This window comes from Bradyrhizobium sp. Ash2021 (assembly GCF_031202265.1).
Lineage (GTDB): Bacteria > Pseudomonadota > Alphaproteobacteria > Rhizobiales > Xanthobacteraceae > Bradyrhizobium.
On sequence record NZ_CP100604.1, the window covers coordinates 7,683,855 to 7,704,183 of the forward strand.

General features: G+C 62.2%; 25 protein-coding genes and 2 pseudogenes. 14 read left to right on the top strand and 13 right to left on the bottom strand.

From position 1 onward, the window contains the following. Nucleotides 1–31: 31 nt before the first annotated feature. The 4 genes from NL528_RS36990 (at nt 32) to NL528_RS37005 (ending at nt 3,533) form a co-directional block, all read left to right on the top strand. Nucleotides 32–790, top strand: coding sequence for an efflux RND transporter periplasmic adaptor subunit (locus NL528_RS36990; RefSeq protein ID WP_309179297.1), 759 nt, complete (start codon nt 32–34; stop codon nt 788–790). Further along, the gene (locus NL528_RS36995; protein WP_309179298.1) at nt 787–1,716 is read left to right on the top strand and encodes an ABC transporter ATP-binding protein; all 930 of its coding nucleotides are present in this window, start codon (nt 787–789) and stop codon (nt 1,714–1,716) included. Before NL528_RS36990 ends, NL528_RS36995 begins: the two co-directional genes overlap by 4 nt. Next, nucleotides 1,713–2,849 carry an ABC transporter permease gene (locus NL528_RS37000; RefSeq protein WP_309179299.1) on the top strand — a complete coding sequence of 379 codons (1,137 nt, stop codon included), beginning with the start codon at nt 1,713–1,715 and terminating at the stop codon, nt 2,847–2,849. The genes NL528_RS36995 and NL528_RS37000 overlap by 4 nt, the downstream gene beginning before the upstream one ends. Nucleotides 2,850–2,927: 78 nt before the next feature. Beyond that, nucleotides 2,928–3,533, top strand: a complete 606-nt coding sequence (locus NL528_RS37005) for an HXXEE domain-containing protein (RefSeq protein WP_309179300.1) — start codon at nt 2,928–2,930, stop codon at nt 3,531–3,533. A 70-nt stretch (nt 3,534–3,603) separates the two neighbouring features. On the opposite strand, the gene dinB is transcribed toward NL528_RS37005, so the two are convergent. The 5 genes from dinB to NL528_RS37030 form a co-directional block, all read right to left on the bottom strand. After that, complete coding sequence (gene dinB, locus NL528_RS37010) at nt 3,604–4,644, bottom strand: DNA polymerase IV (RefSeq protein ID WP_309185156.1); 1,041 nt, start codon at nt 4,642–4,644, stop codon at nt 3,604–3,606. Nucleotides 4,645–4,706: 62 nt separating this feature from the next. Continuing rightward, nucleotides 4,707–5,429, bottom strand: a complete 723-nt coding sequence (locus tag NL528_RS37015; RefSeq protein ID WP_309179301.1) for an SOS response-associated peptidase family protein — start codon at nt 5,427–5,429, stop codon at nt 4,707–4,709. Nucleotides 5,430–5,447: 18 nt separating this feature from the next. Beyond that, nucleotides 5,448–7,511 carry an ATP-dependent helicase gene (locus tag NL528_RS37020; RefSeq protein WP_309185157.1) on the bottom strand — a complete coding sequence of 688 codons (2,064 nt, stop codon included), beginning with the start codon at nt 7,509–7,511 and terminating at the stop codon, nt 5,448–5,450. Nucleotides 7,512–7,575: 64 nt separating this feature from the next. Continuing rightward, nucleotides 7,576–8,025, bottom strand: a complete 450-nt coding sequence (locus NL528_RS37025; protein WP_309179302.1) for a hypothetical protein — start codon at nt 8,023–8,025, stop codon at nt 7,576–7,578. 24 nt (nt 8,026–8,049) lie between these two features. After that, the gene (locus tag NL528_RS37030; RefSeq protein ID WP_309179303.1) at nt 8,050–8,460 is read right to left on the bottom strand and encodes a hypothetical protein; all 411 of its coding nucleotides are present in this window, start codon (nt 8,458–8,460) and stop codon (nt 8,050–8,052) included. 149 nt (nt 8,461–8,609) lie between these two features. Between NL528_RS37030 and NL528_RS37035 the strand changes: the two genes are divergently transcribed. Beyond that, complete coding sequence (locus NL528_RS37035; RefSeq protein ID WP_309179304.1) at nt 8,610–9,539, top strand: Ku protein; 930 nt, start codon at nt 8,610–8,612, stop codon at nt 9,537–9,539. Nucleotides 9,540–9,703: 164 nt separating this feature from the next. After that, on the top strand, nt 9,704–10,321 hold the full coding sequence (locus tag NL528_RS37040) for a cell envelope biogenesis protein TolA (RefSeq protein WP_309179305.1): 618 nt from the start codon (nt 9,704–9,706) through the stop codon (nt 10,319–10,321). 29 nt (nt 10,322–10,350) lie between these two features. Here the strand turns inward: NL528_RS37040 and NL528_RS37045 are convergent. Continuing rightward, nucleotides 10,351–10,700, bottom strand: a pseudogene (locus NL528_RS37045) (DNA ligase); the annotation flags it as partial. After that, entirely contained in the window at nt 10,670–11,656 is a 987-nt protein-coding gene (locus tag NL528_RS37050; protein ID WP_309179306.1) for an ATP-binding protein, read from the bottom strand. The pseudogene NL528_RS37045 and the gene NL528_RS37050, both read right to left, overlap by 31 nt. Before the next feature lie 83 nt (nt 11,657–11,739). Between NL528_RS37050 and NL528_RS37055 the strand changes: the two genes are divergently transcribed. Both NL528_RS37055 and NL528_RS37060 read left to right on the top strand, forming a co-directional pair. Then, entirely contained in the window at nt 11,740–12,525 is a 786-nt protein-coding gene (locus NL528_RS37055; protein ID WP_309179307.1) for a hypothetical protein, read from the top strand. Nucleotides 12,526–12,749: 224 nt separating this feature from the next. Beyond that, complete coding sequence (locus NL528_RS37060) at nt 12,750–12,944, top strand: DUF3606 domain-containing protein (RefSeq protein ID WP_309179308.1); 195 nt, start codon at nt 12,750–12,752, stop codon at nt 12,942–12,944. A 14-nt stretch (nt 12,945–12,958) separates the two neighbouring features. Here NL528_RS37060 and NL528_RS37065 read toward each other — a convergent pair whose 3' ends face one another. From NL528_RS37065 to NL528_RS37075, 3 genes are all read right to left on the bottom strand, one after another. Then, entirely contained in the window at nt 12,959–13,222 is a 264-nt protein-coding gene (locus NL528_RS37065) for a hypothetical protein (RefSeq protein ID WP_309179309.1), read from the bottom strand. A gap of 86 nt (nt 13,223–13,308) precedes the next feature. Continuing rightward, complete coding sequence (locus tag NL528_RS37070; RefSeq protein WP_309179310.1) at nt 13,309–14,151, bottom strand: hypothetical protein; 843 nt, start codon at nt 14,149–14,151, stop codon at nt 13,309–13,311. Nucleotides 14,152–14,166: 15 nt separating this feature from the next. Continuing rightward, nucleotides 14,167–14,463, bottom strand: a complete 297-nt coding sequence (locus NL528_RS37075; RefSeq protein ID WP_309179311.1) for a hypothetical protein — start codon at nt 14,461–14,463, stop codon at nt 14,167–14,169. On the opposite strand from NL528_RS37075, the gene NL528_RS37080 reads away from it, so the two are divergent. Genes NL528_RS37080 through NL528_RS37090 form a run of 3 tightly spaced genes read left to right on the top strand, consistent with a single transcriptional unit; the run spans nt 14,438 to nt 15,946 of the window. Next, nucleotides 14,438–14,926, top strand: a complete 489-nt coding sequence (locus NL528_RS37080) for a hypothetical protein (protein WP_309179312.1) — start codon at nt 14,438–14,440, stop codon at nt 14,924–14,926. The two genes, NL528_RS37075 and NL528_RS37080, sit on opposite strands and share 26 nt — an antisense overlap. Nucleotides 14,927–14,928: 2 nt before the next feature. Then, complete coding sequence (locus NL528_RS37085; protein ID WP_309179313.1) at nt 14,929–15,126, top strand: hypothetical protein; 198 nt, start codon at nt 14,929–14,931, stop codon at nt 15,124–15,126. A 1-nt stretch (nt 15,127) separates the two neighbouring features. Continuing rightward, complete coding sequence (locus NL528_RS37090) at nt 15,128–15,946, top strand: metallophosphoesterase (RefSeq protein ID WP_309179314.1); 819 nt, start codon at nt 15,128–15,130, stop codon at nt 15,944–15,946. Nucleotides 15,947–16,971: 1,025 nt separating this feature from the next. Here the strand turns inward: NL528_RS37090 and NL528_RS37095 are convergent. The 3 genes and pseudogenes from NL528_RS37095 to abiEi all read right to left on the bottom strand — a co-directional run. Continuing rightward, nucleotides 16,972–17,412, bottom strand: a pseudogene (locus NL528_RS37095) (Ku protein); the annotation flags it as partial. Between the two features lie 385 nt (nt 17,413–17,797). Continuing rightward, on the bottom strand, nt 17,798–18,721 hold the full coding sequence (locus NL528_RS37100) for a nucleotidyl transferase AbiEii/AbiGii toxin family protein (RefSeq protein WP_309179315.1): 924 nt from the start codon (nt 18,719–18,721) through the stop codon (nt 17,798–17,800). Continuing rightward, a complete protein-coding gene (gene abiEi, locus NL528_RS37105; RefSeq protein WP_309179316.1) occupies nt 18,696–19,268 on the bottom strand; it encodes a type IV toxin-antitoxin system AbiEi family antitoxin in 573 nt (190 codons plus the stop codon). The genes NL528_RS37100 and abiEi overlap by 26 nt, the downstream gene beginning before the upstream one ends. A 179-nt stretch (nt 19,269–19,447) precedes the next feature. Between abiEi and NL528_RS37110 the strand changes: the two genes are divergently transcribed. From NL528_RS37110 to NL528_RS37120, 3 genes are read left to right on the top strand one after another with little or no spacing between them, the layout of a single operon-like run. Then, the gene (locus NL528_RS37110) at nt 19,448–19,612 is read left to right on the top strand and encodes a hypothetical protein (protein WP_309179317.1); all 165 of its coding nucleotides are present in this window, start codon (nt 19,448–19,450) and stop codon (nt 19,610–19,612) included. Beyond that, nucleotides 19,609–19,884 carry a hypothetical protein gene (locus NL528_RS37115; RefSeq protein WP_309179318.1) on the top strand — a complete coding sequence of 92 codons (276 nt, stop codon included), beginning with the start codon at nt 19,609–19,611 and terminating at the stop codon, nt 19,882–19,884. The genes NL528_RS37110 and NL528_RS37115 overlap by 4 nt, the downstream gene beginning before the upstream one ends. A gap of 39 nt (nt 19,885–19,923) precedes the next feature. Next, the gene (locus tag NL528_RS37120) at nt 19,924–20,172 is read left to right on the top strand and encodes a hypothetical protein (RefSeq protein ID WP_309179319.1); all 249 of its coding nucleotides are present in this window, start codon (nt 19,924–19,926) and stop codon (nt 20,170–20,172) included. Nucleotides 20,173–20,329: the final 157 nt, after the last annotated feature.

Below are 20,329 nucleotides of genomic sequence, written 5' to 3' on the forward strand. Positions count from 1 at the left end.
TTTATGATCGAGTTTCTGCGCGGGGGAATGCATGAGATTGACTTGCATTGTTGTTCTGACTGCAGGGTTGGTTCTTGGAGCATGCGCCAAAAAAGGTGACGCTGGTTTTCAGGGATGGGTTGAAGCCGATCTGATTTTCGTTGGTCCGGATGAGGCCGGGCGCCTCGAATGGCTCAAGGTGCGCGAGGGCGATCAGGTCGAGACCGGGACGCCTCTATTCGCGGTCGACCCGGAGATGCAGCAGGCCGATGTCGACATGGCTCAGGCCTCTTTGACGAACGCCAAGGTCACGTTCGATCGGGCCACGTCTTTGCTGAAGAGTTCGTCCGGCACCCAGAAGGCCGTCGACGACGCTGAAGCGGTCATCCGCACCGAAATGGCCCGCGTCAGTGCCGCCGAAACGCGCTTGAACCGCCGGAAGCTCGTTAGCACCGTCAACGGATCGGTCCAGGAAATCTATTTCAGGCCTGGCGAATACGTCTCCGCGGGCCGCCCGGTGCTCTCCCTGCTGCCGCCGAACAACATCAAGATCCGCTTCTTCGTGCCGGAGACCTTGCTGCCGAAGGTGTCGCTGGGTCAGCCAGTCGAGATCCACTGCGACGGCTGCAAGGCGAATGTGCCGGCTCGCGTGACCTTCATCTCGCGAACGTCGGAATTCACGCCGCCGGTGATCTACAGCCTCGAGGAGCGCTCAAAGCTGGTCTACCTGGTCGAGGCGCGCACCGGCGAACCGAGCGAGTTACGCGTTGGCCAGCCCGTCGACGTGCGTTTTCCGGAGCGGCTGCGATGACAGGTGCCTCCGAAATCGTCATCGACGTAGAGGGCCTGACCAAGAAATTCGGCCAACGCACCGTCGTCCGTGACCTGTCGATGCATGTCAAGCGCGGCGCCATTTACGGCTTTCTCGGCCCCAATGGCAGCGGCAAGACGACGACCATCCGCATGCTGTGCGGGCTGTTGACGCCGGACGGCGGCACCGGGACCTGCCTCGGCTACGACATCCGCACCGAAGCCGACAAGATCAAACGCCGGGTCGGCTACATGACCCAGCGCTTCTCGCTGTATCAGGACCTGTCGGTCCGGGAGAACCTGGAGTTCGTCGCCCGGCTCTATGAGGTTGCCGACCCGCGCCGTGCAGCCCGCGAGATGATTGCGCGGCTCGGCCTCACCGGCCGCGAGGAACAGCTGGCCGGCGAACTTTCCGGCGGCTGGAAGCAGCGCCTGGCGCTCGGCGCCTGCACGCTGCCCGGTCCGGACCTGCTGCTGCTGGATGAGCCGACCGCGGGCGTCGATCCGAAGGCACGGCGCGACTTCTGGAACGAGATCCACGCGCTCGCGGCGGAAGGGCTCACGGTGCTGGTCTCGACCCATTACATGGACGAAGCCGAGCGCTGCCATGAGATCGCCTACATCGCCTACGGCACGCTGCTGACCCATGGCACGGTGGACGAGGTGGTCAGCCATTCGGGGTTGACGACCTTCACCGTGAGGGGCGGAGATCTGCTGGCTCTATCTACTGCGTTGTCGGGCAAGCCGGGCGTCGATTCACTCGCACCATTCGGTGAAAGTCTCCATGTTTCGGGCCGTGATGCTGCGGCGCTGGAGGCGGAGATCGCGCCCTACCGGACGTCGCCATATCAATGGTCGCCCTCGAAGCCGTCGCTCGAGGACGTGTTCATCGATCTGGTGGGGCGTGCGAAGGATAATTTTCAATGAGCGCGCGGCCGGTGCTGGGCATCAGTTGGCATCGCATCTGGGCGATGGTCATCAAGGAATTCATTCAGCTCACGAGAGACCGCGGCACGTTTGGCATGATCGTGCTGATGCCGCTGATGCAGCTCCTGCTGTTCGGGTACGCCATAAACACCACGCCGCGCGATTTGCCGACGGCCGTGCTTCTCCAGGAGAACAGCGACATCGGGCGACGGATCCTCAAGGCGCTGGAGAACACCCGGTATTTCAAGGTTACGCGCATCCTGCATGATGACGACGAATTCGACCGGGTGCTGGCTTCGGGACAGGTGCTGTTCGCCATCGAAATTCCGCGCGATTTCGAGCGCGCGCTGCGCAGGGGAGATAGGCCTGCGATCCTGGTCGCAGCCGACGCCACCGACCCCGTTGCTTCAGGCGCGGCCCTCGGCGCACTCGGCGGGCTGGTACAAAACGCGCTGGTGCACGAGAGAGGCTTGCCCGAGAGCGGCACGCCGCTGTTCGAATTCCGCACCCACGCGCGCTACAATCCGGCGGCGAACACCGCGCTCAATATCGTGCCGGGGCTGGTCGGCATCATCCTCACCATGACCATGCTGATCTTCACGGCACTGTCCGTCACCAAGGAGATCGAGCGCGGCACCATGGAAAACCTGCTGTCCATGCCGATCACCCCGATCGAGGTCATGCTGGGCAAGATCGCACCCTATGTCATGGTTGGCTTCATCCAGGCGACGCTCGTCATCGGCACCGGTACACTTCTGTTTGGCGTGCCTATTTTAGGCAGCCTGTGGCTGCTGGCGTTGCTGAGCACGTTGTTCATCGCGACCAATCTTGCGGTCGGCTACACCTTCTCGACGATCGCGCAGACGCAACTGCAGGCCATGCAGATGGCGATGACGTTTCTGATGCCGAGCATGCTGCTGTCGGGCTTCATGTTTCCGTTTGCGGGCATGCCGGCCTGGGCGCAGTGGGTCGGCGAATGCTTGCCGCTGACGCACTATCTGCGGATTGTGCGTGCAATCATGCTGAAGGGCTCGACGCTGCTCGAACTGAAATACGATGCGCTGGCGCTAACCGGGCTGATGATCGTCGTCATGGTGATCGCGGTGTCCCGCTTCCGCCGTACCCTCGACTAGCGACGGGTTGCGTCAGCGGCAAGCATGCAGCTAATGGCGATCGATGAACACCCTGCCTGCAGATGACGGAATACGACAATGATGGACTTCGTCACCCGCCACACGCTTGACCTCCTAACCGGGCTCGCCATGCTGGTTGCGGTCTTCATCGCCGTGCGCTGGTCGACGATGCCGGTACTGCAACGCCTCGCCGCCCTCTTCTTCATTGGGATCGTCGCTCACTTATGGGAGGAGGAGCGGTTTCCCGGAGGCTTCACGCAGCTGATGACGGACAAGGTCGGCTTCACCGCAACCAATCCGCATTTCGGCGAAATGGTCCTAGCGGCAGGCGTTCTTGCGCTGACTTTTGTGCCGCTGTTTCTTCCTCGGGTTCCGTTCTTGGTGATGGCCTCGTTGCTTCTCGGAATTCTCGAGGCCATTGCTCACACCGCGGCAATCTGGATGTTCAAGCTGGACAAGCTCTATTCTCCGGGACTTGTGACTGCGTTGTTCGTGCTTCTGCCGCTGTCGCTCTACGGCATCAGCTATGCGGTCCGAAATAGCTTGATGACCCGGGGCAAGTGGGCGTTGTCGTTCCTTTACATGTTTGGATCGCTGTTGCTGGCGCAGCAACTCGCCGTGCGTGCCAGCGGCATGCCTTATTCCGAATTTCTGCGAAACATCAAGTCCAACTTTGCTGGCTAAGACTATGAGTGCGTCGATGTCGGCCGAGAATACGCTTTCTTTGGACTGGCGACGAGAATACGGGCCACCATTAAAATCCAAGAGACGCTTGTTCCTGGCCTTCCGTACGCTGGCTCACAAAACCTGAGATGGACACACCCAATAGCCTAACCGCCTTTTCCATGGGGAAAAGCGCTTTCAGCAACTCGGCCGATAGCGATTCCAATTCGCCGTAGCTGCTAACAGCGCCAGCAACCGTTCGACTGCGCGAGATCAGTTCGAAATCCGCGAACTTCACCTTTAGCGTCACTGTACGACCCCGCGATCCCTTCTCCTCGCAGTGACGCCAGACCTTGTCGATTAAAGGCTGGAGTTCGGCCAGCATGAGTTCGGATTCGGTGAGGTCGGTCGAGAAAGTGTTCTCGGCGCCGACGGATTTCCGGAGGCGATTGGCACGAACCTCGCGGTCGTCGACGCCTCTCGAGATCCAGTAATAGTAAGCGCCGGCCTTGCCGAAGTTCGCCTGCATGAACTCAAGCGACTGGTTGCGCATGTCGAGGCCGGTATGGAGTCCGAGCGAGTTCATCTTCGCGCTGGTCGCCGGACCGATGCCGTGAAATTTTCCGACGGGAAACGCTTCGACGAACGCCGGTCCCATCTCGGGCGTGATGACGTACTGGCCGTTCGGCTTGCGGTGGTCGGAGGCGAGCTTCGCCAGAAACTTGTTGTAAGAGATGCCGGCCGATGCGTTGAGGCCGGTCACCTCCTTGATTTTCGCACGGATCGCGAGCGCAACATCGCGCGCGAACGGGATGTTCTGCAGGTTTTCCGTGACGTCGAGGTAGGCCTCGTCAAGCGACAGCGGTTCGATGATCGGGGTGTGCTCCGCAAAGATCTCGCGGATCTGCTGCGAGACCGCCTTGTAGACCTCGAAGCGGGGCTTCACGAAGATCAGGTCCGGACACTGCCGCTTCGCCGTCACCGACGGCATCGCCGATCGGACGCCGAACTTGCGGGCTTCGTAGCTGGCGGCTGCCACGACGCCGCGTTCGCGGGATCCGCCGACCGCGACAGGCTTGCCGCGGAGCTCCGGATTGTCGCGCTGCTCGACAGAGGCGTAGAAGGCATCCATGTCGACGTGGATGATCTTCCGCTGGCGGGGCGGGTCGGCCGCCTGGTCGTTGCCGTCGCCGCTCACGCTGCCTGTCCGGCCGGATCTTCCTTTACGCCGCGGGCGACGATCCGGAGCGAACCGTCCGAAAGCGGCCGCTGCAGCTTCAGCGCCTCGTCCGGAGGTGCCGTCATCCAGGTTTCGACCTCGTCGAATGTCGTCAGGATCACCGGCATCGCTTTCGGATGGATGGCGCCGACCTCGGCGTTCGGCTCCGTCGTCAGGAACGCGTAGAGATCGTTGGTGGTCTCGCCTTCCTTGACCTTCCGCACCGACGTCCAGTTGGTCCAGATGCCGGCGAAGCAGGCGAGAGGGCGCGTCTCGTCGAGCGCGAACCAGATGTCGCCGCCCTCGGCCTTGTTGAACTCACTGAACGAGTTGAACGGCACCACGCAGCGGTGCTCCGGACCTAGCCATCGCGTCCAGTGCTTGGACTTCACGTTGCGGATGTTGGTGGTTCCGGAATCCGGCTCCATCCGGAGCAGTTGCTTGAAGTCGACCGGCTTGCCCTTCGCTTCTAGCTTCGCGGCGCGCTTCTTGGTCGCTTCCATCAGTGCATGCTGCGACGACGGCATTCCCCACCGCGCGGTGGCGAGTTCGCGACCCTCGCCGGCGCGCACGATCGGCGCCTGATAGTCGGGGAACACGCCCGGCATTGGTGCGAGGTTGCCAACGTACCGGTTCACGACGCGGAACAGCGCGATGATCGCCGCTTGGTTGGTGGTGATCGAATAGAGATTGCACACGTTCGAACCTCGGTAAGGTTATCGCCACATTCCGCGCATCCGGGCGCCGATATCCACCTTGGGCCCTTGACTGGCGGCACGTGCGCTGGCGCTGGCCGGCACAATGGGCCACGCGGTCTGTTCGAACAGACCAAGGAGCTTCTCGGGAATGAAACGGGTCCTTGAGGCGTAGAGGTGTCGATCGCCCTGCGCAAGCTGGCCGTGCACGAAGAAGCGCTGCGGTACGATTAGATGCAGGTCGTCCTTGGCGCGGGTCATGGCCACGTATAGCAGACGACGCTCCTCCTCGATCTCCGCGGAGGTGCCTGCGCCGAGATCAGAAGGCATGCAGCCGTCGACGACATTGAGTAGATAAACTGATTTCCATTCCTGGCCCTTGGCGGAATGGATCGTCGACAGGATCAGATAGTCCTCGTCGAGCAGCGGCACGCCCGCCTGGTCGCTGGTGGCACCCGGTGGGTCCAATGTGAGCTCGGTCAGGAAGCGTTCGCGCGAGGGATACCCGGACGCGATCTGCTCAAGCTGGAGCAGGTCCGCCCTTCGAGTCTCGGCGTCTTCGTGGATGCGGTCGAGATGCGGTTCGTACCAAAGACGGGCCCGCTCCAGATCGACGGGCCACTCCGAATATCGGAGGTTGCCTAGTGTCTCGACGAAGCCTTTCCAGTCGTCGCCGGCGCGCGGTGGCGTCGGAAGACCCGCCAGCGCGGTGATAGGGTCTGTTGCCTCGGCCATGCGATCGAGCACACGCTGAGCGGTTGCCGATCCGATGCCGGGCAGGAGGTGCAGCAGGCGGAATCCGGCGACCCGATCGCGTGGGTTCTCTACAAACCGCAGCAGCGCCAGCATGTCCTTGATGTGGGCGGCATCTAGAAACTTCAGGCCGCCGAATTTGACGAAGGGAATATTTCGACGTGTCAGTTCGATTTCGAGCGGGCCGCTGTGGCTCGACGTCCGGAACAGCACGGCTTGTTCCTTGAGAAGCGTGCCGGATTCTCGGTTTTCCATGATACGTTCGACGATGTAGCGCGCTTGGTCGGCCTCATCCCGAACAGAGACGAGTTGCGGCTTTGCTGCGGAGGTACGTTCGGTCCAAAGGTTCTTGGTGAAGCGTTCCTTGGCGAGACCGATGACGCCGTTGGCCGCAGCCAGAACCGTTTGCGTCGAGCGATAGTTGCGGTCGAGCGTGATGATGTGCGCCGGAGGGGAGAACTGGTCCGGAAAATCGAGGATGTTGCGCACGGTCGCGGCGCGGAATGAGTAGATCGACTGGGCGTCGTCGCCGACCACCGTCAAACCGCGCCCCCCAGGTTTGAGCGCCAGCAGGATCGAGGATTGAAGACGGTTCGTATCCTGGTATTCGTCGACAAGGACGTGGTCGAAGCGGCCACCAATGTGGTCGGCGAGGCTGGCGTCGCTTACCATCTGCGCCCAGTAGAGCAGCAGATCGTCGTAATCGAGCACGTTCTGCTTCTGCTTGGCCTCGACAAAGGCTGCGAAAAGTTCCTTGAGCTCCGCCGCCCAGCCCGAGCACCACGGATAGAAAGTGCCAATGACCTTCTCGATCGGCATCTCGGCGTTGACGCAGCGCGCGTAGATCGAGATGCAGGTCCCTTTGGTAGGAAAGCGGCTTTCGGTCTTCGAGAAACCCTTCTCATGCCTGATAAGATTCATGAGGTCGGCAGAGTCTTCGCGGTCGTGGATCGTAAAAGCGGGATCCACGCCGATCTGTTCGGCGTATTCGCGCAGGAGCCGCGCACCTATGCCGTGGTAGGTTCCGGCCCAACTGAGCGCGTCTGTAAAGATGCCGGCGTTGTCGCCCATGACCTTGCGGGCGATGCGCTCGACGCGCTTGGTCATCTCGGAAGCCGCACGACGGGAAAACGTCATCAGCAAGATTCGCCGGGGATCGGCGCCTTGAACGATCAGATGGGCGACCCGGTGGGCCAGGGTGTTGGTCTTTCCGGAACCAGCGCCAGCAATGACGAGCAGGGGCGCCGCGGCCAATCCACCTGCCGCGCCGTGCTCGACGGCCCGTCGCTGTTCCGGATTGAGGGATTCAAGGTAGGCCGTTGCGGTCTGCACGTCGGGAGTCCGTTCACGTTCGAGAAGGCTCACGGTCGATGATTCCTGCTGCGCCCGCAACATCTCAAGGTTCCGCCCGAGGGTGGCGCGGCTGCCAACCAAGCTGGAGCAAGGTCGCTGACGGACGCCGCCCGGTCTTGGCGCATTTCCGGCATCGAAGCCGGCTGGCTAGGTCATGTACCGCCGTGGTCGGCGGATGCTTCATCGCCGCAAGGTCGACATCGCTTGGAGTCTTGCATCGCGCACACTGGATTTCGAGCCAAGGATAGCCGCCGTTTATCGCCTGGTCGATGGTAGGAGACGGGTCGAGCGGTTCGCCGTCTGACCACATGCGTTCGTTCCAGCTTTCGCAAAGGAGTTTATCCGCTTGCCGGATGATCGCTTCGCCCTTGGCTCGCATCTCGGCCGACTGCGTGGCCAAGATTCTCGTCATCGCGCGCGCATTGCCGAGTTCCTTGCCAAGCGCCTTACGGTCGCCGCCCGATAGCGGCGTTGGATGATATTTTGGAGCCATCCGACAGCCTCCGGAGACGGCAGATCAGGTGTTTCCGAAGTTCGGCCAGCAGCCGTCTTCTTCGTGACGGCCGGTCCGGACCGGGCAGGTGTTGTCCAACAGGCGCTGACCGACGTCCTTCCAGACCGCCGCCTGTCCGTAAAGCCGAACGGCATCAGCCTTCTGGATCTCGACGATCCGACCGCAGCGGGAGCACGACAACCTCAGAATATGTTGAGGAATTTCCGCCAGCCGCAGCGCCCGGATGGACGTTCCGGGCCGGTCCGGTCTGGCGTCAGCGCGCGGGTCTTTCAGGATCGATTCCCAGTATTCGGGAGGCATCGCGTCGGCCGGGCCAGGCGACCGCGCCGTACGGGCTTCCCTGCCGACCGCAGCGGCCAGCTTCTCCATCTGCTTCGGTGTCGGCATGCGCCAGCTCGCGGGTCGGTCGGTCATCCACGCAATTAGAACATACCAAGAACGATCGAGTCCAGCGCCAGAGGGCGGCTCCGTAAAAGAAACACCCTGTTAGGAAGCCGGGGATGTCGGAACCAACGCCCTTGGTTCGTCTTGAATCCGGCATCAGTATTGGAGTTTCCCCCGCCATGGCTCCTCGCGCGAACTGGAAAGGCTTTCTCCGCCTTTCGCTCGTCACCTGTCCCGTCGCGCTATTCCCGGCCACCTCGGAATCCGAGAAGGTCTCTTTTAACCAGCTCAACCGGAAGACCGGCCACCGCATCAAGTACGCGAAGGTGGACGCCGACACCGGCGAGGAGGTGGCCAACGAAGACATCGTCAAGGGCTACAAGGTCGACACCGACACCTTCATCGAGGTCACGAAGGACGAGCTCGAAAACGTCGCGCTGGAATCGACGCGAACCATTGAGATCGACGAGTTCGTTGATCGCAGCGAGATCGACCCGCGCTACCTGATCCGTCCCTACTACCTGACTCCCGATGGCAAGGTCGGCCACGACGCTTTCGCAGTCATCCGCGAAACCCTCCGCGAAATGAACAAGCTCGCCATCGGGCGCGTGGTGCTGACCAACCGCGAGCACATCATCGCGCTCGAACCCTTCGACAAGGGCCTGATGGGAACGCTGCTGCGCTATCCCTACGAAGTCCGGTCCGCCGACGAGTATTTCGACGACATACAAGACGTCAAAGTCACGAAGGACATGCTCGACCTTGCCAGGCACATCGTGAACCAGAAGGCGGGCCACTTCGAGCCGGAAAAGTTCGAGGACCAGTATGAGAGTGCCTTGCTCGATCTCATCAACCAGAAGCGAGCCGGTAAGCCCGTCACCGCGAAGGAGCGTCCGCGAGGCGAAAACGTCGTCGATCTGATGGATGCTCTGCGCAAAAGCATCGGCGGTGGAGCCGCCCGGCCCGAGGCCGCGAAAAAGCCGGCCAAGAAGTCCAAGAAGGCCGCGCCGGGCCAGAAGGAGATGTTGATGCCCATCGCCGGAAAGAAGCCGCCGAAGGAGGCCGCGGCGAAGAAGCCGGCTGCCAAATCGCAGCGGAAGTCGGCCTAGGGTATCGTGAAGCATCCCGTCGCGCCGGACGGCCTTTACTTCGTGGTCCGCGACGGCGGGTTCACGGAGGACTCGCTGCGGCAGGCCGGATGCGTCGAGGTGTATCCGGGGCCGGCCGCCCTACTTGCTTGCTTCGGAGATTCGCTCCTCGCAAAATGGACCCCATGGCGCAAAAGCTGAAGACCTACCAGACGTCGCTGGGCTTCTTCGACCAGGCGATCGCCGCTCCATCGATGAAGGCGGCGCTGGAAGCGTGGGGCGCCGACAGCAATCTATTCCACCAGGGTGCGGCGAGGGAGAGCGACGATCCGGACGTCGTCGCGGCCACGATGGCGAAGCCCGGCGTCGTTCTCAAGCGCCCCGTCGGATCCACCGGTCCCTTCCGCGAGCACGCCGAACTGCCCGCCAAGCTGGGCGTCGCCGGAAAACCGATGAAGGCTCCACGCAAGCCGGAAGGCAGGAAACCGAAGAACGATGCCGCCCGGCCCGTCGACGAGGCGGCGGAGCGCAAGGCCGCCCTCGCCTACGCACGGGAACGGAAGAGCCGCGAGCGCGAACAGGCGAAGGAAGAGGCCGCTCGGCAGAAGGAGCGAGAGCGCCGCCAGCAGGCCATCGACAAGGCGCAGGCCGCACTGGACCGGGCGGAAGCGGAGCACTCCGAAAGGGCGGCGGCCGTCCGAGCCGCGACCGAGGCGCTGGAGAAGAAATCGCAGGCCGAAGAGGACCGTTGGAGCAAGGAAAAGGAGCGACTGGCGACGGCGCTGAAGAGGGCACGAAGCTAAGTAATTGCCGCGCGGGCGATCTACAGATCCTAGCGTATGCCCCGGAAGAACGGATGCCGGACCTTTCCCTCAGCCAATTTCGCGCGGTACTCGATTTCGGCGAGCAGCTTCGGTTCGACCCAGATGCCCTTGTGTGCGACCCGCTTTTTGAAAGCCTGCGTCTTCCGAACCAACGGCTCCAAGCGCTTCCGCAGGTCGGCGGCCGAGACCTTGTCGAAGCCGTGGTCGACCTTGCCCGCGTAGACGAGATCGCCGCCCTTGCGCCGGCCGACGAAGACCCGTCCCACTTGCGGCCGTCGAGCGCGAAGCCGGCGATGGTCAGGGTCTCCCGCTGCGCGCAGGTCTTCTTCACCCAGTCGTTTCTTCGTCCGGTCGGATATGGCCAGGTGGGCTGTAACTAGTATCTTCGTAGAGCGAGAGCCGCATATCAACCTGTTGGATGAACCAGCGCGTCCGCCGCGAATATCCCGGCGTCAAAATATCTATAATGATCGCGAACTTGGCGATGCGGTTCTTCGGCTCTTGAACGATGATTTCTAACCAGCCACCGCTTTCGGGATTTTCTTTGAATAGCGGAGGGTGGACTGGAAAGCCGAGATTTCTTGCAAATGTCTGGTAGACATGTTGATCGATGATATCGACCGAGCCAACTTCGAAGTGTTCGGGTCCTGTGAATTTCAGGTTTATGTCGAGGCGTACTAGCATCACGGCATACTCAGCCGGCTGGTTGGCCCTGTTTGAAACGATAAACTCTATGCGGATGGGCTCGGAGCGAGACTCTTCGCTACTGCGCGTCATCAGGGCTTCGGTAGGCGAGCCTGTACCCCAAAATGAAGCCAGAACTTCAAGGTGAGGGGTCGACGCGCGCCGCATAATGTCTTTGATCTCATAGTCGTGCATCGGCACCGACTGGAGGTCGAACCTGCGGTAATACTTCTGGTCAGGCGCCTGATGAGGGCCCGTTCGCGTCGGCGGTACGGTAAGCACGTAGCCGAACTGCCCATTCTCCATATCGATGCGGGTTGTGGTGACGCCGCTCAGGCGGGGTTGGACGCGGGAATTCAGAATCTGCTCAATCCATTCCCTGGTGATTTTGGGATCGGCAACACCGTCATCAACCCGGCTGGGCTTCTTGGTAGCCTTGTCCTCCTCGATGCCGTAGACGAGCTGCCCGCCGGCCGAATTGGCCAGGGCGGTGACGTCCTTGCACATCTCGTCCGGACCCTTGCCGTCACGGGTCAGGGCGCGTGAATCCTTATAATCAAGAGTGAGGCTTTCCTCCAATCCCTCGTCAACGAGCTGCTTGAGGTCGGCCTTGGTCTTCAAATCGAGCATGGCCTGTCACTTCTTAGAATGAATATCGGCGTTCCTACCACGGCGAGTGTGGGCTATTACAGTGCAGATTCACGGGGTGCGGCATGGCTTATGATCTGCAATATCTGGGTCGAAATCTGAATGGTCGCACCCAAAAGGCCTTTCAGGACTACATGGCTGAAGAAGCCCGGATAACCCGCACCGCCGCGGCTAACGGATCCCTGACGGGATCCAGGACATTTATCCAGTTGTGGGAAGCCGGCGTGGCTGTGCTGGAGCGCGAGGTAAAGGACGCTATTCAGTTCGCTTATAACGTCACTGGGGAGCATTCCGGCGAGGTCTACGACCAAGTGGCGTTCTGTTCCAAGCAGATGCTCGAAAGGATCATGCAGGGTGTCAGGCAGCGGGCTGGACAAAACGACCAGACCTTCGGTGGCGGAAGTTATACCGAGATTGTTGACCGGATGCTGACGGGTATGAACGAAACGCGCGACCGGCTGCTCGATGACTTCAAACACGGAATGATGGGAAGTGAGAAAATGAAACAGGATGGCGTCATAAGCGTGGTCCAGAACAACAGTCCTGGGGCTGTTCTTCAGGTCGGGTCAGGCAATTTCAACCAGTCGGCCTACAATCAGAACCACCAGTCGCTCGTGCAGGAGATTGAGAAGGCGGTGGCATCGCCGGAATTCAACGCACTGAAGTCCGAAGACAAGGTCAGCGTTCTCGACATTGCCGATGTTGTGAAGGAAGAGGCCAAGAAGGCCGAACCCGACACCGGCAAGCTGAAGCGCTGGGGAGACCGCCTGGTCAAAATCACGGAAGATGTCGGGCTCAAGGTCATCTCAGGCACGATCGCCGGAATTCTGCTGAAGATGTATACGGGCTAGGCGGTCTCCGACGTCCGACGCGGCCTCATGGTGAAACGATGCGTCCAGTCGTGACCGCGCCGGGTGAATATCTGCACCGCCTCGCCTTGACGCCGATTTCGGCAGATTTCCTACGCTGAAACGCCACGACGCAATAAGCGACTCAAACTGGCAAGGATCGGTTTGTTCCGGAACCCGAGAATCCTTGCTGCGTTGCTTCGGCACACAGTGAACGGGAGGAGCCAATGGCGGCAGCTAAAAAGGCGAAGACGGCGCGCGGACGCAAGCAGGATCGGGCCAAGGTGGCGGGCAACCAGGACTACGAAGTCCGCTACGAATCCAAGAAGACCGAAAAGTCCGCGACGGCGGTTAAGAAGGCGGTCAAGAAGGTCGGGAATGTCCGCAAGAGCGTGGAAAAGCGTCTAACCCGCAAGAAGTAGGGTTTGGCCCGCCGTCATTGCGGCGGGCACTCGGGGCATGTGTCCCCGATGGAATCCAGAATCTCTCGAACCTCCGCCGCGGCGGCGTCGGCAGAGAGGCCCGGCGGCGGCTCCTGCCTGGCGATCTCGAGGGCTTGCTCCTTGGCGTGGGGATCCGTGCGGTCCCGCATCCATCCGTGTTCTTCGCATTCGCGGATGGCGCCGGCTTGCTGCAGCACGGATATCGCCCACCCCCGTGGCGTCCGGATAGCCTTCCGTAGTTCACTGCCCATCGGCATCGGATTGCTCCTTTGCCGGAACGAATCCTTCAGGCGCATTTACGTTCCGCCTCCAAGGCCGAGTCTGGCGCTCGGATAGTCCGTCCTCACTTTTCGCTTGTCTCTTCGGGCCATTTTGCAATGACGGCATCGAGTAGCACGCCGTAGACGCCGGCCATGCCGTGACAGGCCAGAACGTGGCCACCGCCCTCCTTCCTCGTCTGGTAGTACGGTACGCCCCAGAGCCTGGATCCCGCGACCTCCGGCTTCTCGCCGTCGATTTTGAGATAAATCCTCCAGACCGCGCCGCCGCTGGTTCCTGAATAGTCGCCGGGTAGCTTGAAGTCCGGATAGTCGGTCGGCGCGAAATCGAAGAGATCGTAGCCCCCTACCTCGCGCTCGGCCGAAACCGTGCCGTTCGAGAACAGTGCCTCGAATCCCTTCCTCCGCTCGCCCCTCCGCTCCGCCGGCAGGTCCTTCGTGCGCTCGTCGATCATGCCGACAACCGCGTCGGTCGAATGGTCGGATGGCGCCGACTGCGACGCGTCGGAGCGATGCTTCAGCAGGTTGTAGAACGAACCGATGGCATCGAACCAGCCGATGGTATCGGTGGCGAGCCGCAGGAGGCCGAGATCCGGACCGTCCGGTCCGAAGGCATCGCCACTAAGCACGATTTTGGTGGTGTTCGCCATCTCGATGGTGCGCTTCCGGTAGTGGATGCCTTCGCCGCGGTATTCGACGATACCGACCGCGCCGCTGTCCGGGAGGTGGGTGAGGACGTGCGCGGCCGTCAGGATTCCGCGCACCTTGCCGATCGAGACCAGCGTTCCGGATCCAGCGCCGACCGCGTCTTCGACGCGGTCGTGGACCTCGAGCCTGGCGAAGCCGATCGTGTAGGCCGCCATGGCGTTGCTGACGCCAGCAGTCGGGATGGTCACGATGCGTGCCATGGAGGCTGCTCCGTCTCACATGTAGAACCGATACCGCGGATCGGGCGTCGTGCCGTCCGGAACGTATTTGAGGATGTCGCCGACCTGCCGAGCCGCCTTCAGCGTGATCGGCAGGGCGCCGTCGAACTGCGTCCCGTTCCAGTTCATCTTCGTCAGCGCCAGCGTCTCCTTCAGCAGGAGATTCCAGTCCGGCGTATCGCGGCGTTGCGCGTGCAGCAGCAGCGGATTCGGAACGTAGAGACCGGGGTAGGTCCGGAAGAAGTCGACGCTGCCGCGCGTGTAGAGAATGGTTTGGGCATCGTCGAGGCGCATCGCCGTACCCCGCAGCGGCGGGTACCCGCATTGCAAGCGCGGGTGGCAGGACATCCTGGAGCGGCTCTGCAGCCGGATCGAGAACGCGCTGCGCGACCGCGAGACGTTCGAATTCGTCCGCATCAAGCAGAAGATGGGCATTCTGCGCGTCGACTGGGCTGGAGATGTGTCCGACGGGACCGCCGCCAAGATCCTCGAAGCCGTCAATCTGGCGACCGCCCGCTCCTCCTGTACCTGCGAAATCTGCGGCGCAGAAGGCGGCCGCTACATCGATCGCGGATGGTTCGCCACGCGCTGCGACCAGCACGCCGCGGGCGATAGGGTTCCGAACAGGCCGGGCTTCGAGAACGTCCGCCGGCTGCGCCGGTGGCACGGCCAAGCCGACATGTACTACGCGCACTACGACCGCACGGCCGACACCTTGACCGAGGTGTCGCCGCCGTCCGCGAATTCGGAGGGATAGCTATGGCGCGTTTTCGCTGCCCCGCCTGCGGCCAGAAAGGCGACTTTGTCTACCAGGCGGGACGTCACGAATGTCCACGCTGCGGCTCGACCGACGTCCAGTTCGCGCTGGGCATCGAGGAGTTGCCCGATGAATTCGTCGAGATGCTGCTGCGAGCCGAACGGCTCGACGACGAAACCGACGAGACGAGCGAGGACTGACGTGCGCCTCTGGATCATGTCCGACGTGCATCTGGAATTGACCCGCGGCTGGGACCTGCCGTCCGGCGATGCGCGTCCGAATTTCGACGTCCTGATCGTCGCCGGCGACCTGATCCCCAGGGCGGAGCGCGGCGTGAAGTGGTTGCTGGAGCGCGTGCCGGATCGGCCCGTCATCTACGTCGGGGGCAATCACGAGGCGTACGGTACCGACATCCAGCGGACGCTCGAGAAGGCCATGGCCGCGGCCGCCGGCACGAACGTGCACGTGCTGGAGAACAAGTCCGTCCAGATCGGCGACGTGACCTTCTCGGGCTGCACGCTCTGGACTGACTTCGCCCTCAACGGCGACGCGCATCGCGCGATGGTGGTGGCCGGCGACCGGATGAATGACTTCAAGAAGATCAGGACCGCCGCCTACCGGCAGCGCTTCCTGCCGCATCACGCGCTCACCCGGCATTTCAAATCCGTGGCGTTTCTGAAAACCGAGATGCACAAGGCCCGCGAGGGCAAGCTGGTGATTATCAGCCATCACGCGCCCGTGCCCGAAATGTCGGACGAACCCGGCGGATCGGGCAACGACCCCACCCTCGACCCGGCCTTCCGGAGCGATCTGAGGAGGCTGATGGTGCCCGCGCCCGACGACGGCCGCGGCGCGCTGCGGCCCGCCGATCTTTGGATCTTCGGCCATACCCATGAGTCCGTGGATACGACCGTCGGTGCCACGCGCCTGGTCAGCAACGCCAAAGGGTACGGCCCGTGGAACGCCGGCGAGACCTGGGACAACGCGAACTTCAATCCGAACTACGTCATCGAAATCTAACCGAGGGGGCCGTCATGACCGATACCGACAATCAGCAGCACTTCGAAGCCAGCCGCCCTGCCCTTCCTCCGGTTTCGAGTGATACTTCATGCTCAACAGAAACGCGGCCCGCGGCCGCCCCAACCTGTTCGTTTCCGCCAAGACCGGCGCTGCGATTCCCGCGCGACAGCCTGCGCTTCGCGAAGCGCTTATCCAGGCATCGCTGGACCCGCAGGTACGCACGATCCGCTATGTCGCGACGGCGCATGTTGCGTCCGAGCCGGTAGATCTCGGCGCGGTCGTCCTGCACCGCGACGACGGCACCTACGTGCTCGACGTGGTGCCGGCCAGGCCAATCAGGGACCTGGAGGACGAAGGGCTGGCGCTGATCGCGCTGGCGGACCTCGGGCTGAAGACGCTGACCGTCACCGCCGAAGACCTCCGCCGCGAGCCCCGCTACGCCAACGCGCGCCTGGTCTGGTCGTACAACGGCGTCTTCGTTCCGATCGAAGTCCGCATGCGCATCCTGCAGGTCCTGCTCGACGACGGGCCGATGCAACTCGGACGCCTGCTCGCCAGCGTCCGCTCCGAGCGCGACCCGACGCGCGCGGTGCTGGCTCGTCGCAGACCTGCTTTTGCGAATCGCGCAATCCCGCGAGCTGATAACCATCGCTGCTACCAACAACGTCGGCGCACTGGATCCTGCGCCGCTCCGTCCCGGGCGGCTGGAGAAGATCATCGAGATCGTCAGGCCGGACTTCGCCGGCGCGCTCAACATCCTCCGTTTTCATGTGGACGGAGCCCTCGACGATGCGGCCCTCGCCGACATCGCCGCGCTGGCTGAGGGCTCGACCGGCGCCGAGATCATGATGCTGGTCCGCGATGCCCGCCGTATCGCGCGTCATGCCGGCAGGCCCCTTGCGGCTGCGGATCTGCGGACGGTGCTGCTGGGCAACGCCTTCGAAGACGCCGCCACGCCGATCTCCCGGAACATGGTCAACTAGTACCCCGTCACAGTGATTATGACTCTTTGGAAGTGGCTGGATAGTCAGCACCACCCGCCCGATCGCGACCTTGTCCATCTCGCGGATGGTCTCGCGGATGACCGCGAAGGCGTCGTGGCCGACCTTGCCGTCCGGCCGCAGGTAGTACGGGCGGATGAGATACCGCGGGTCGATCTCGGATTTTTCGACGAACTCGTCGATCTCGATGGTGCGCGTGGACTCGAGCGCGACCTCCTCGAGCTCTTCCTTGGTCACCTCGACGAAGGTCTCCTTGTCCAACATGTACCCCTTGACGATGTCCTCGTTGTCCACCTCCTCGCCGGTGTCGGCGTCGACCTTGGCGTACTTGATGCGGTGCCCTGTTTTGCGGTTGAGCTGGTTGAACGAGATCTTCTCGCTCTCCGAGGTGGCCGGATAGAGCGCAACCGGACAGGTGACGAGGGACAGACGCAAGAAGCCTTTCCAATTGGCACGCGGGGCCATACGCAAAACTCCGGTTCGGGGCGGCTCGGATTCAAGACGAACAAGGCGGCCCGGTTCCGACAGCGCGCCCCCGTCCGGACCGCATTTCCTCCCTAACGGGGCGCGCTGCGCCAGCGGACTCACGGGCGGACGCTTGACTCTCCGTGAACAAACAAGGAACATTATGGCATGTCTGCCGCTCCGGAAACATCAAGTCGTCCGATCGAGGCCCTCGACCTCGTGGCCGACCAGGCCATCGCGGCTGCAGCTACAGGCATAGCTCGTCCCCTACAAGTTTGTCCCCTTTACCGGGCAAAGTAGGTCCCCATGTCAGAAAACGAAAAACCCCCGCTGGAAACGGCGGGGGTTTTTGTACCGCGCGGTTTCAGCCCGCCCTGACGAGGTGCTACCTGAATTCGTACGAAGACACCGGCAACACGGCGCGTCGAAGCAGGTCTCCGCTTTCCGTCAGGATGGAATGTTGTAGGCCTGTTTCCGAGAGTTGAGCCACTCGCTTTGCCGGCAGAAACCGCTTCATCTCGCTCAGGAAGGCGTTCGGGGTCGCCTCGCTGGAGAGCTCCGCCAAACGCTTCTCGGCCTTCGCCTCCATGTCCGAGGTACCGTAATCGGCGAACTTCTTCTGGACGACCTCGCGATCAACCTTCGCATCGAGCTTGTTCTGTAAAAACCAGACGTCCCAGACGTCGCGGAATTTGAGCACCTCCCGGGCGGTAAGGGCGACGGCCTTGTCGGCGAGGATCTCGTTCGGCGTTTCGACCGTGAGGATCACGTCCTGGACTTGGACGAGGCCGGGTGTCGCGCGCACCGGCATCGGCTTGGTTTCATAGGCGGGAACGTTCGCGAATTCGATCTTGATAAGCGATTTCGGTGCGCGCGGCGTCGCTTCGATCGGGACGATGATTTGCCAGGCGGCCACGGTGATTGGCTCCTGCTTGACGAGATCCGGATGCGGCGGCTTCTTTAGCGAGATCCGGTCGGGAGCGATGCCGAAGTCGCGATTGAGCGTCTTCTTGGTCGTTTCCAGCGCCGCTTCGATGAGCTCCTTGAATTCGACGTCGGTGAAATAGGAGCCGGCCTTTCCGCAGACGAAGTCGAGGTCTTCGCTGTAGCGATCGCCGCCGTAGCAGAGACGCAACGCAGTACCGCCCTGGAAGACAGCATGTCGCAGGATGCCTGCGTCCGACATGGCAGATAGGAGATGGAGGTGGATCGCCTCTTTGACGAGGTTCTGATCCATCTCGCCGGCGATGCCTTGCCGCCGACTGAACTCCTCGATTTGACTCTTAAGGCTGGAAGCTTTGTTGCTCATGGGTTTCTTCCTCGGCAATTGCGTCGGCAAGCGTTTCGGGATCGATGAGATCGACGTTTCTGCCGACGCGGCGCAGATCGCGCACGGCCCGGGAGACGGTCGCCTCAAGCGTGCCGTCGTCCCGCCGGTAGACGTCTTTTTCGAGATCGATGTCGCGATCGGTATGGGTGAACTCGATAATGCCCCATGGCGTTTCGAAGGTGCCGGGGGATCCCGTGGTCATGCAGGTGAGCGCGGTGGTGATTTGCGAAATCGCGCTCGCTTCCGACAACTTGCTTTCCAGGCTGACGTAGCTGATCTCCCGCGGCCGCAGGAAGCGGATGAGCGCGCGGCGGATGTCGGACGGAAGGGAGCGGGCCTGGGGATTGACGTATACGCCCCGAGCGGCTCTGATCAGGACGCCCTGATCGGTGAGCCGCTTCATCATCAGCTTGAGGTAGTTGGGTTCTACCCGGCCCAGAAGCGCGCCGAACGTGGCAGGCGTGAAGGCCCAGACCGACTTGCGGTCCGCCTCAAGCAGCATTTTCGATAGATCGGACCTTTTCATAACTCATATTGTAGTTATCAAAAATGATAACTTCAATAGAAGATGCTGAATTTTTAAGGGTGCCGGCGGATGCAGCGATTAGGGGGCTTACTTTGCCCGGCTAACCATGTTGGCGTGCCAGAAGGTCAAATCTCGGACTAACGATTTCAACGGTTTGTAAGGGCCATAGGGGACGAACTATGCCCGGTGCCGCAGCGGCCTGCGGCGGCGACGCCCGGGAGACCGTCAAGGCGCCCTTGGTCGCCAACGATTTTCTCGAGGCCCAGGTCGACGAGCTCCGGGGCGCGGTGTCGAGTGGCTATGCGCGCGGGCGTCACGGCGCTCGGCAGGATCGGCAGGAGTGATCGAGATGAGCGACGGGAATAGTCCAAAAGAATTTGCCGCGGGCGCTGAGGTCGATGTCGGAGAGGCAGTCGAGATGCTCGGCATCGCAGCGCCCTTGGTGTTGCGCCGGATGGACGATGGGCGGCTCCCGTTTCGCAAGGAAGGCGCTCGGCGCCTCGCCAAGCGCGAAGACGTGGCGAAGCTCAAAGCCGACCTGGAGCAACAGGACAGGCTCCTTCGGGCAGTTGCCGAGACGGACGAGGTCGATTTCCAGCCGGAGCCGAAGCTGTGAGCATGGCTGATGGCCGCGGCGCCAACATGGAGGCCTGACATGAGCGAGGTCACCTACTACGTCGCGCTCCCCTTCGTCGCCGCGGACGACGGCGTCGCCGCCGGCGAGGCCATCGAATGCTTCAACCCGACCGCCGCGGTCATGAAGGCGGAGGCGCTGTCGCGCAAACCGGGGCACATCGGCGCCCTCGCCTTCAGCCGGACCGGCGACCCCGCCACCGGCGACTTCGGCGAGGCGACGGTGATCCGGAAGTTCGGCGACGTGCCCGAAGATCTGAGCGCTTTATAATCTGAATTATAATAATCAGGATTATAAAGCTGGTCCGGGTGCCGATCGCGACCGCCGGGCCTCCCGGATCATCGGAGGGCCGTTGCCGATTTCACGCGTGGGCCCGGTGCGTCATGGGCAGTCGGGAGAAGCATGAAGAGGCCGGCCCCCGGCGAGA

Bases quoted from the DNA above. Each gene is read 5' to 3' on its own strand.
- NL528_RS37035 (WP_309179304.1), top strand. From the start codon at position 8,610: ATGGCTCCTCGCGCGAACTGGAAAGGCTTTCTCCGCCTTTCGCTCGTC.
- NL528_RS37100 (WP_309179315.1), bottom strand. From the start codon at position 18,721: ATGAGCAACAAAGCTTCCAGCCTTAAGAGTCAAATCGAGGAGTTCAGT.
- NL528_RS37000 (WP_309179299.1), top strand. From the start codon at position 1,713: ATGAGCGCGCGGCCGGTGCTGGGCATCAGTTGGCATCGCATCTGGGCG.
- NL528_RS37040 (WP_309179305.1), top strand. From the start codon at position 9,704: ATGGCGCAAAAGCTGAAGACCTACCAGACGTCGCTGGGCTTCTTCGAC.
- NL528_RS37085 (WP_309179313.1), top strand. From the start codon at position 14,929: ATGGCGCGTTTTCGCTGCCCCGCCTGCGGCCAGAAAGGCGACTTTGTC.
- NL528_RS36995 (WP_309179298.1), top strand. From the start codon at position 787: ATGACAGGTGCCTCCGAAATCGTCATCGACGTAGAGGGCCTGACCAAG.
- NL528_RS36990 (WP_309179297.1), top strand. From the start codon at position 32: ATGAGATTGACTTGCATTGTTGTTCTGACTGCAGGGTTGGTTCTTGGA.
- NL528_RS37065 (WP_309179309.1), bottom strand. From the start codon at position 13,222: ATGCCGATGGGCAGTGAACTACGGAAGGCTATCCGGACGCCACGGGGG.
- NL528_RS37110 (WP_309179317.1), top strand. From the start codon at position 19,448: ATGCCCGGTGCCGCAGCGGCCTGCGGCGGCGACGCCCGGGAGACCGTC.
- NL528_RS37030 (WP_309179303.1), bottom strand. From the start codon at position 8,460: ATGACCGACCGACCCGCGAGCTGGCGCATGCCGACACCGAAGCAGATG.
- abiEi (WP_309179316.1), bottom strand. From the start codon at position 19,268: ATGAAAAGGTCCGATCTATCGAAAATGCTGCTTGAGGCGGACCGCAAG.
- dinB (WP_309185156.1), bottom strand. From the start codon at position 4,644: ATGGATGCCTTCTACGCCTCTGTCGAGCAGCGCGACAATCCGGAGCTC.
- NL528_RS37120 (WP_309179319.1), top strand. From the start codon at position 19,924: ATGAGCGAGGTCACCTACTACGTCGCGCTCCCCTTCGTCGCCGCGGAC.
- NL528_RS37025 (WP_309179302.1), bottom strand. From the start codon at position 8,025: ATGGCTCCAAAATATCATCCAACGCCGCTATCGGGCGGCGACCGTAAG.
- NL528_RS37050 (WP_309179306.1), bottom strand. From the start codon at position 11,656: ATGCTCGATTTGAAGACCAAGGCCGACCTCAAGCAGCTCGTTGACGAG.
- NL528_RS37060 (WP_309179308.1), top strand. From the start codon at position 12,750: ATGGCGGCAGCTAAAAAGGCGAAGACGGCGCGCGGACGCAAGCAGGAT.
- NL528_RS37055 (WP_309179307.1), top strand. From the start codon at position 11,740: ATGGCTTATGATCTGCAATATCTGGGTCGAAATCTGAATGGTCGCACC.
- NL528_RS37005 (WP_309179300.1), top strand. From the start codon at position 2,928: ATGATGGACTTCGTCACCCGCCACACGCTTGACCTCCTAACCGGGCTC.
- NL528_RS37080 (WP_309179312.1), top strand. From the start codon at position 14,438: ATGGTTTGGGCATCGTCGAGGCGCATCGCCGTACCCCGCAGCGGCGGG.
- NL528_RS37075 (WP_309179311.1), bottom strand. From the start codon at position 14,463: ATGCGCCTCGACGATGCCCAAACCATTCTCTACACGCGCGGCAGCGTC.
- NL528_RS37070 (WP_309179310.1), bottom strand. From the start codon at position 14,151: ATGGCACGCATCGTGACCATCCCGACTGCTGGCGTCAGCAACGCCATG.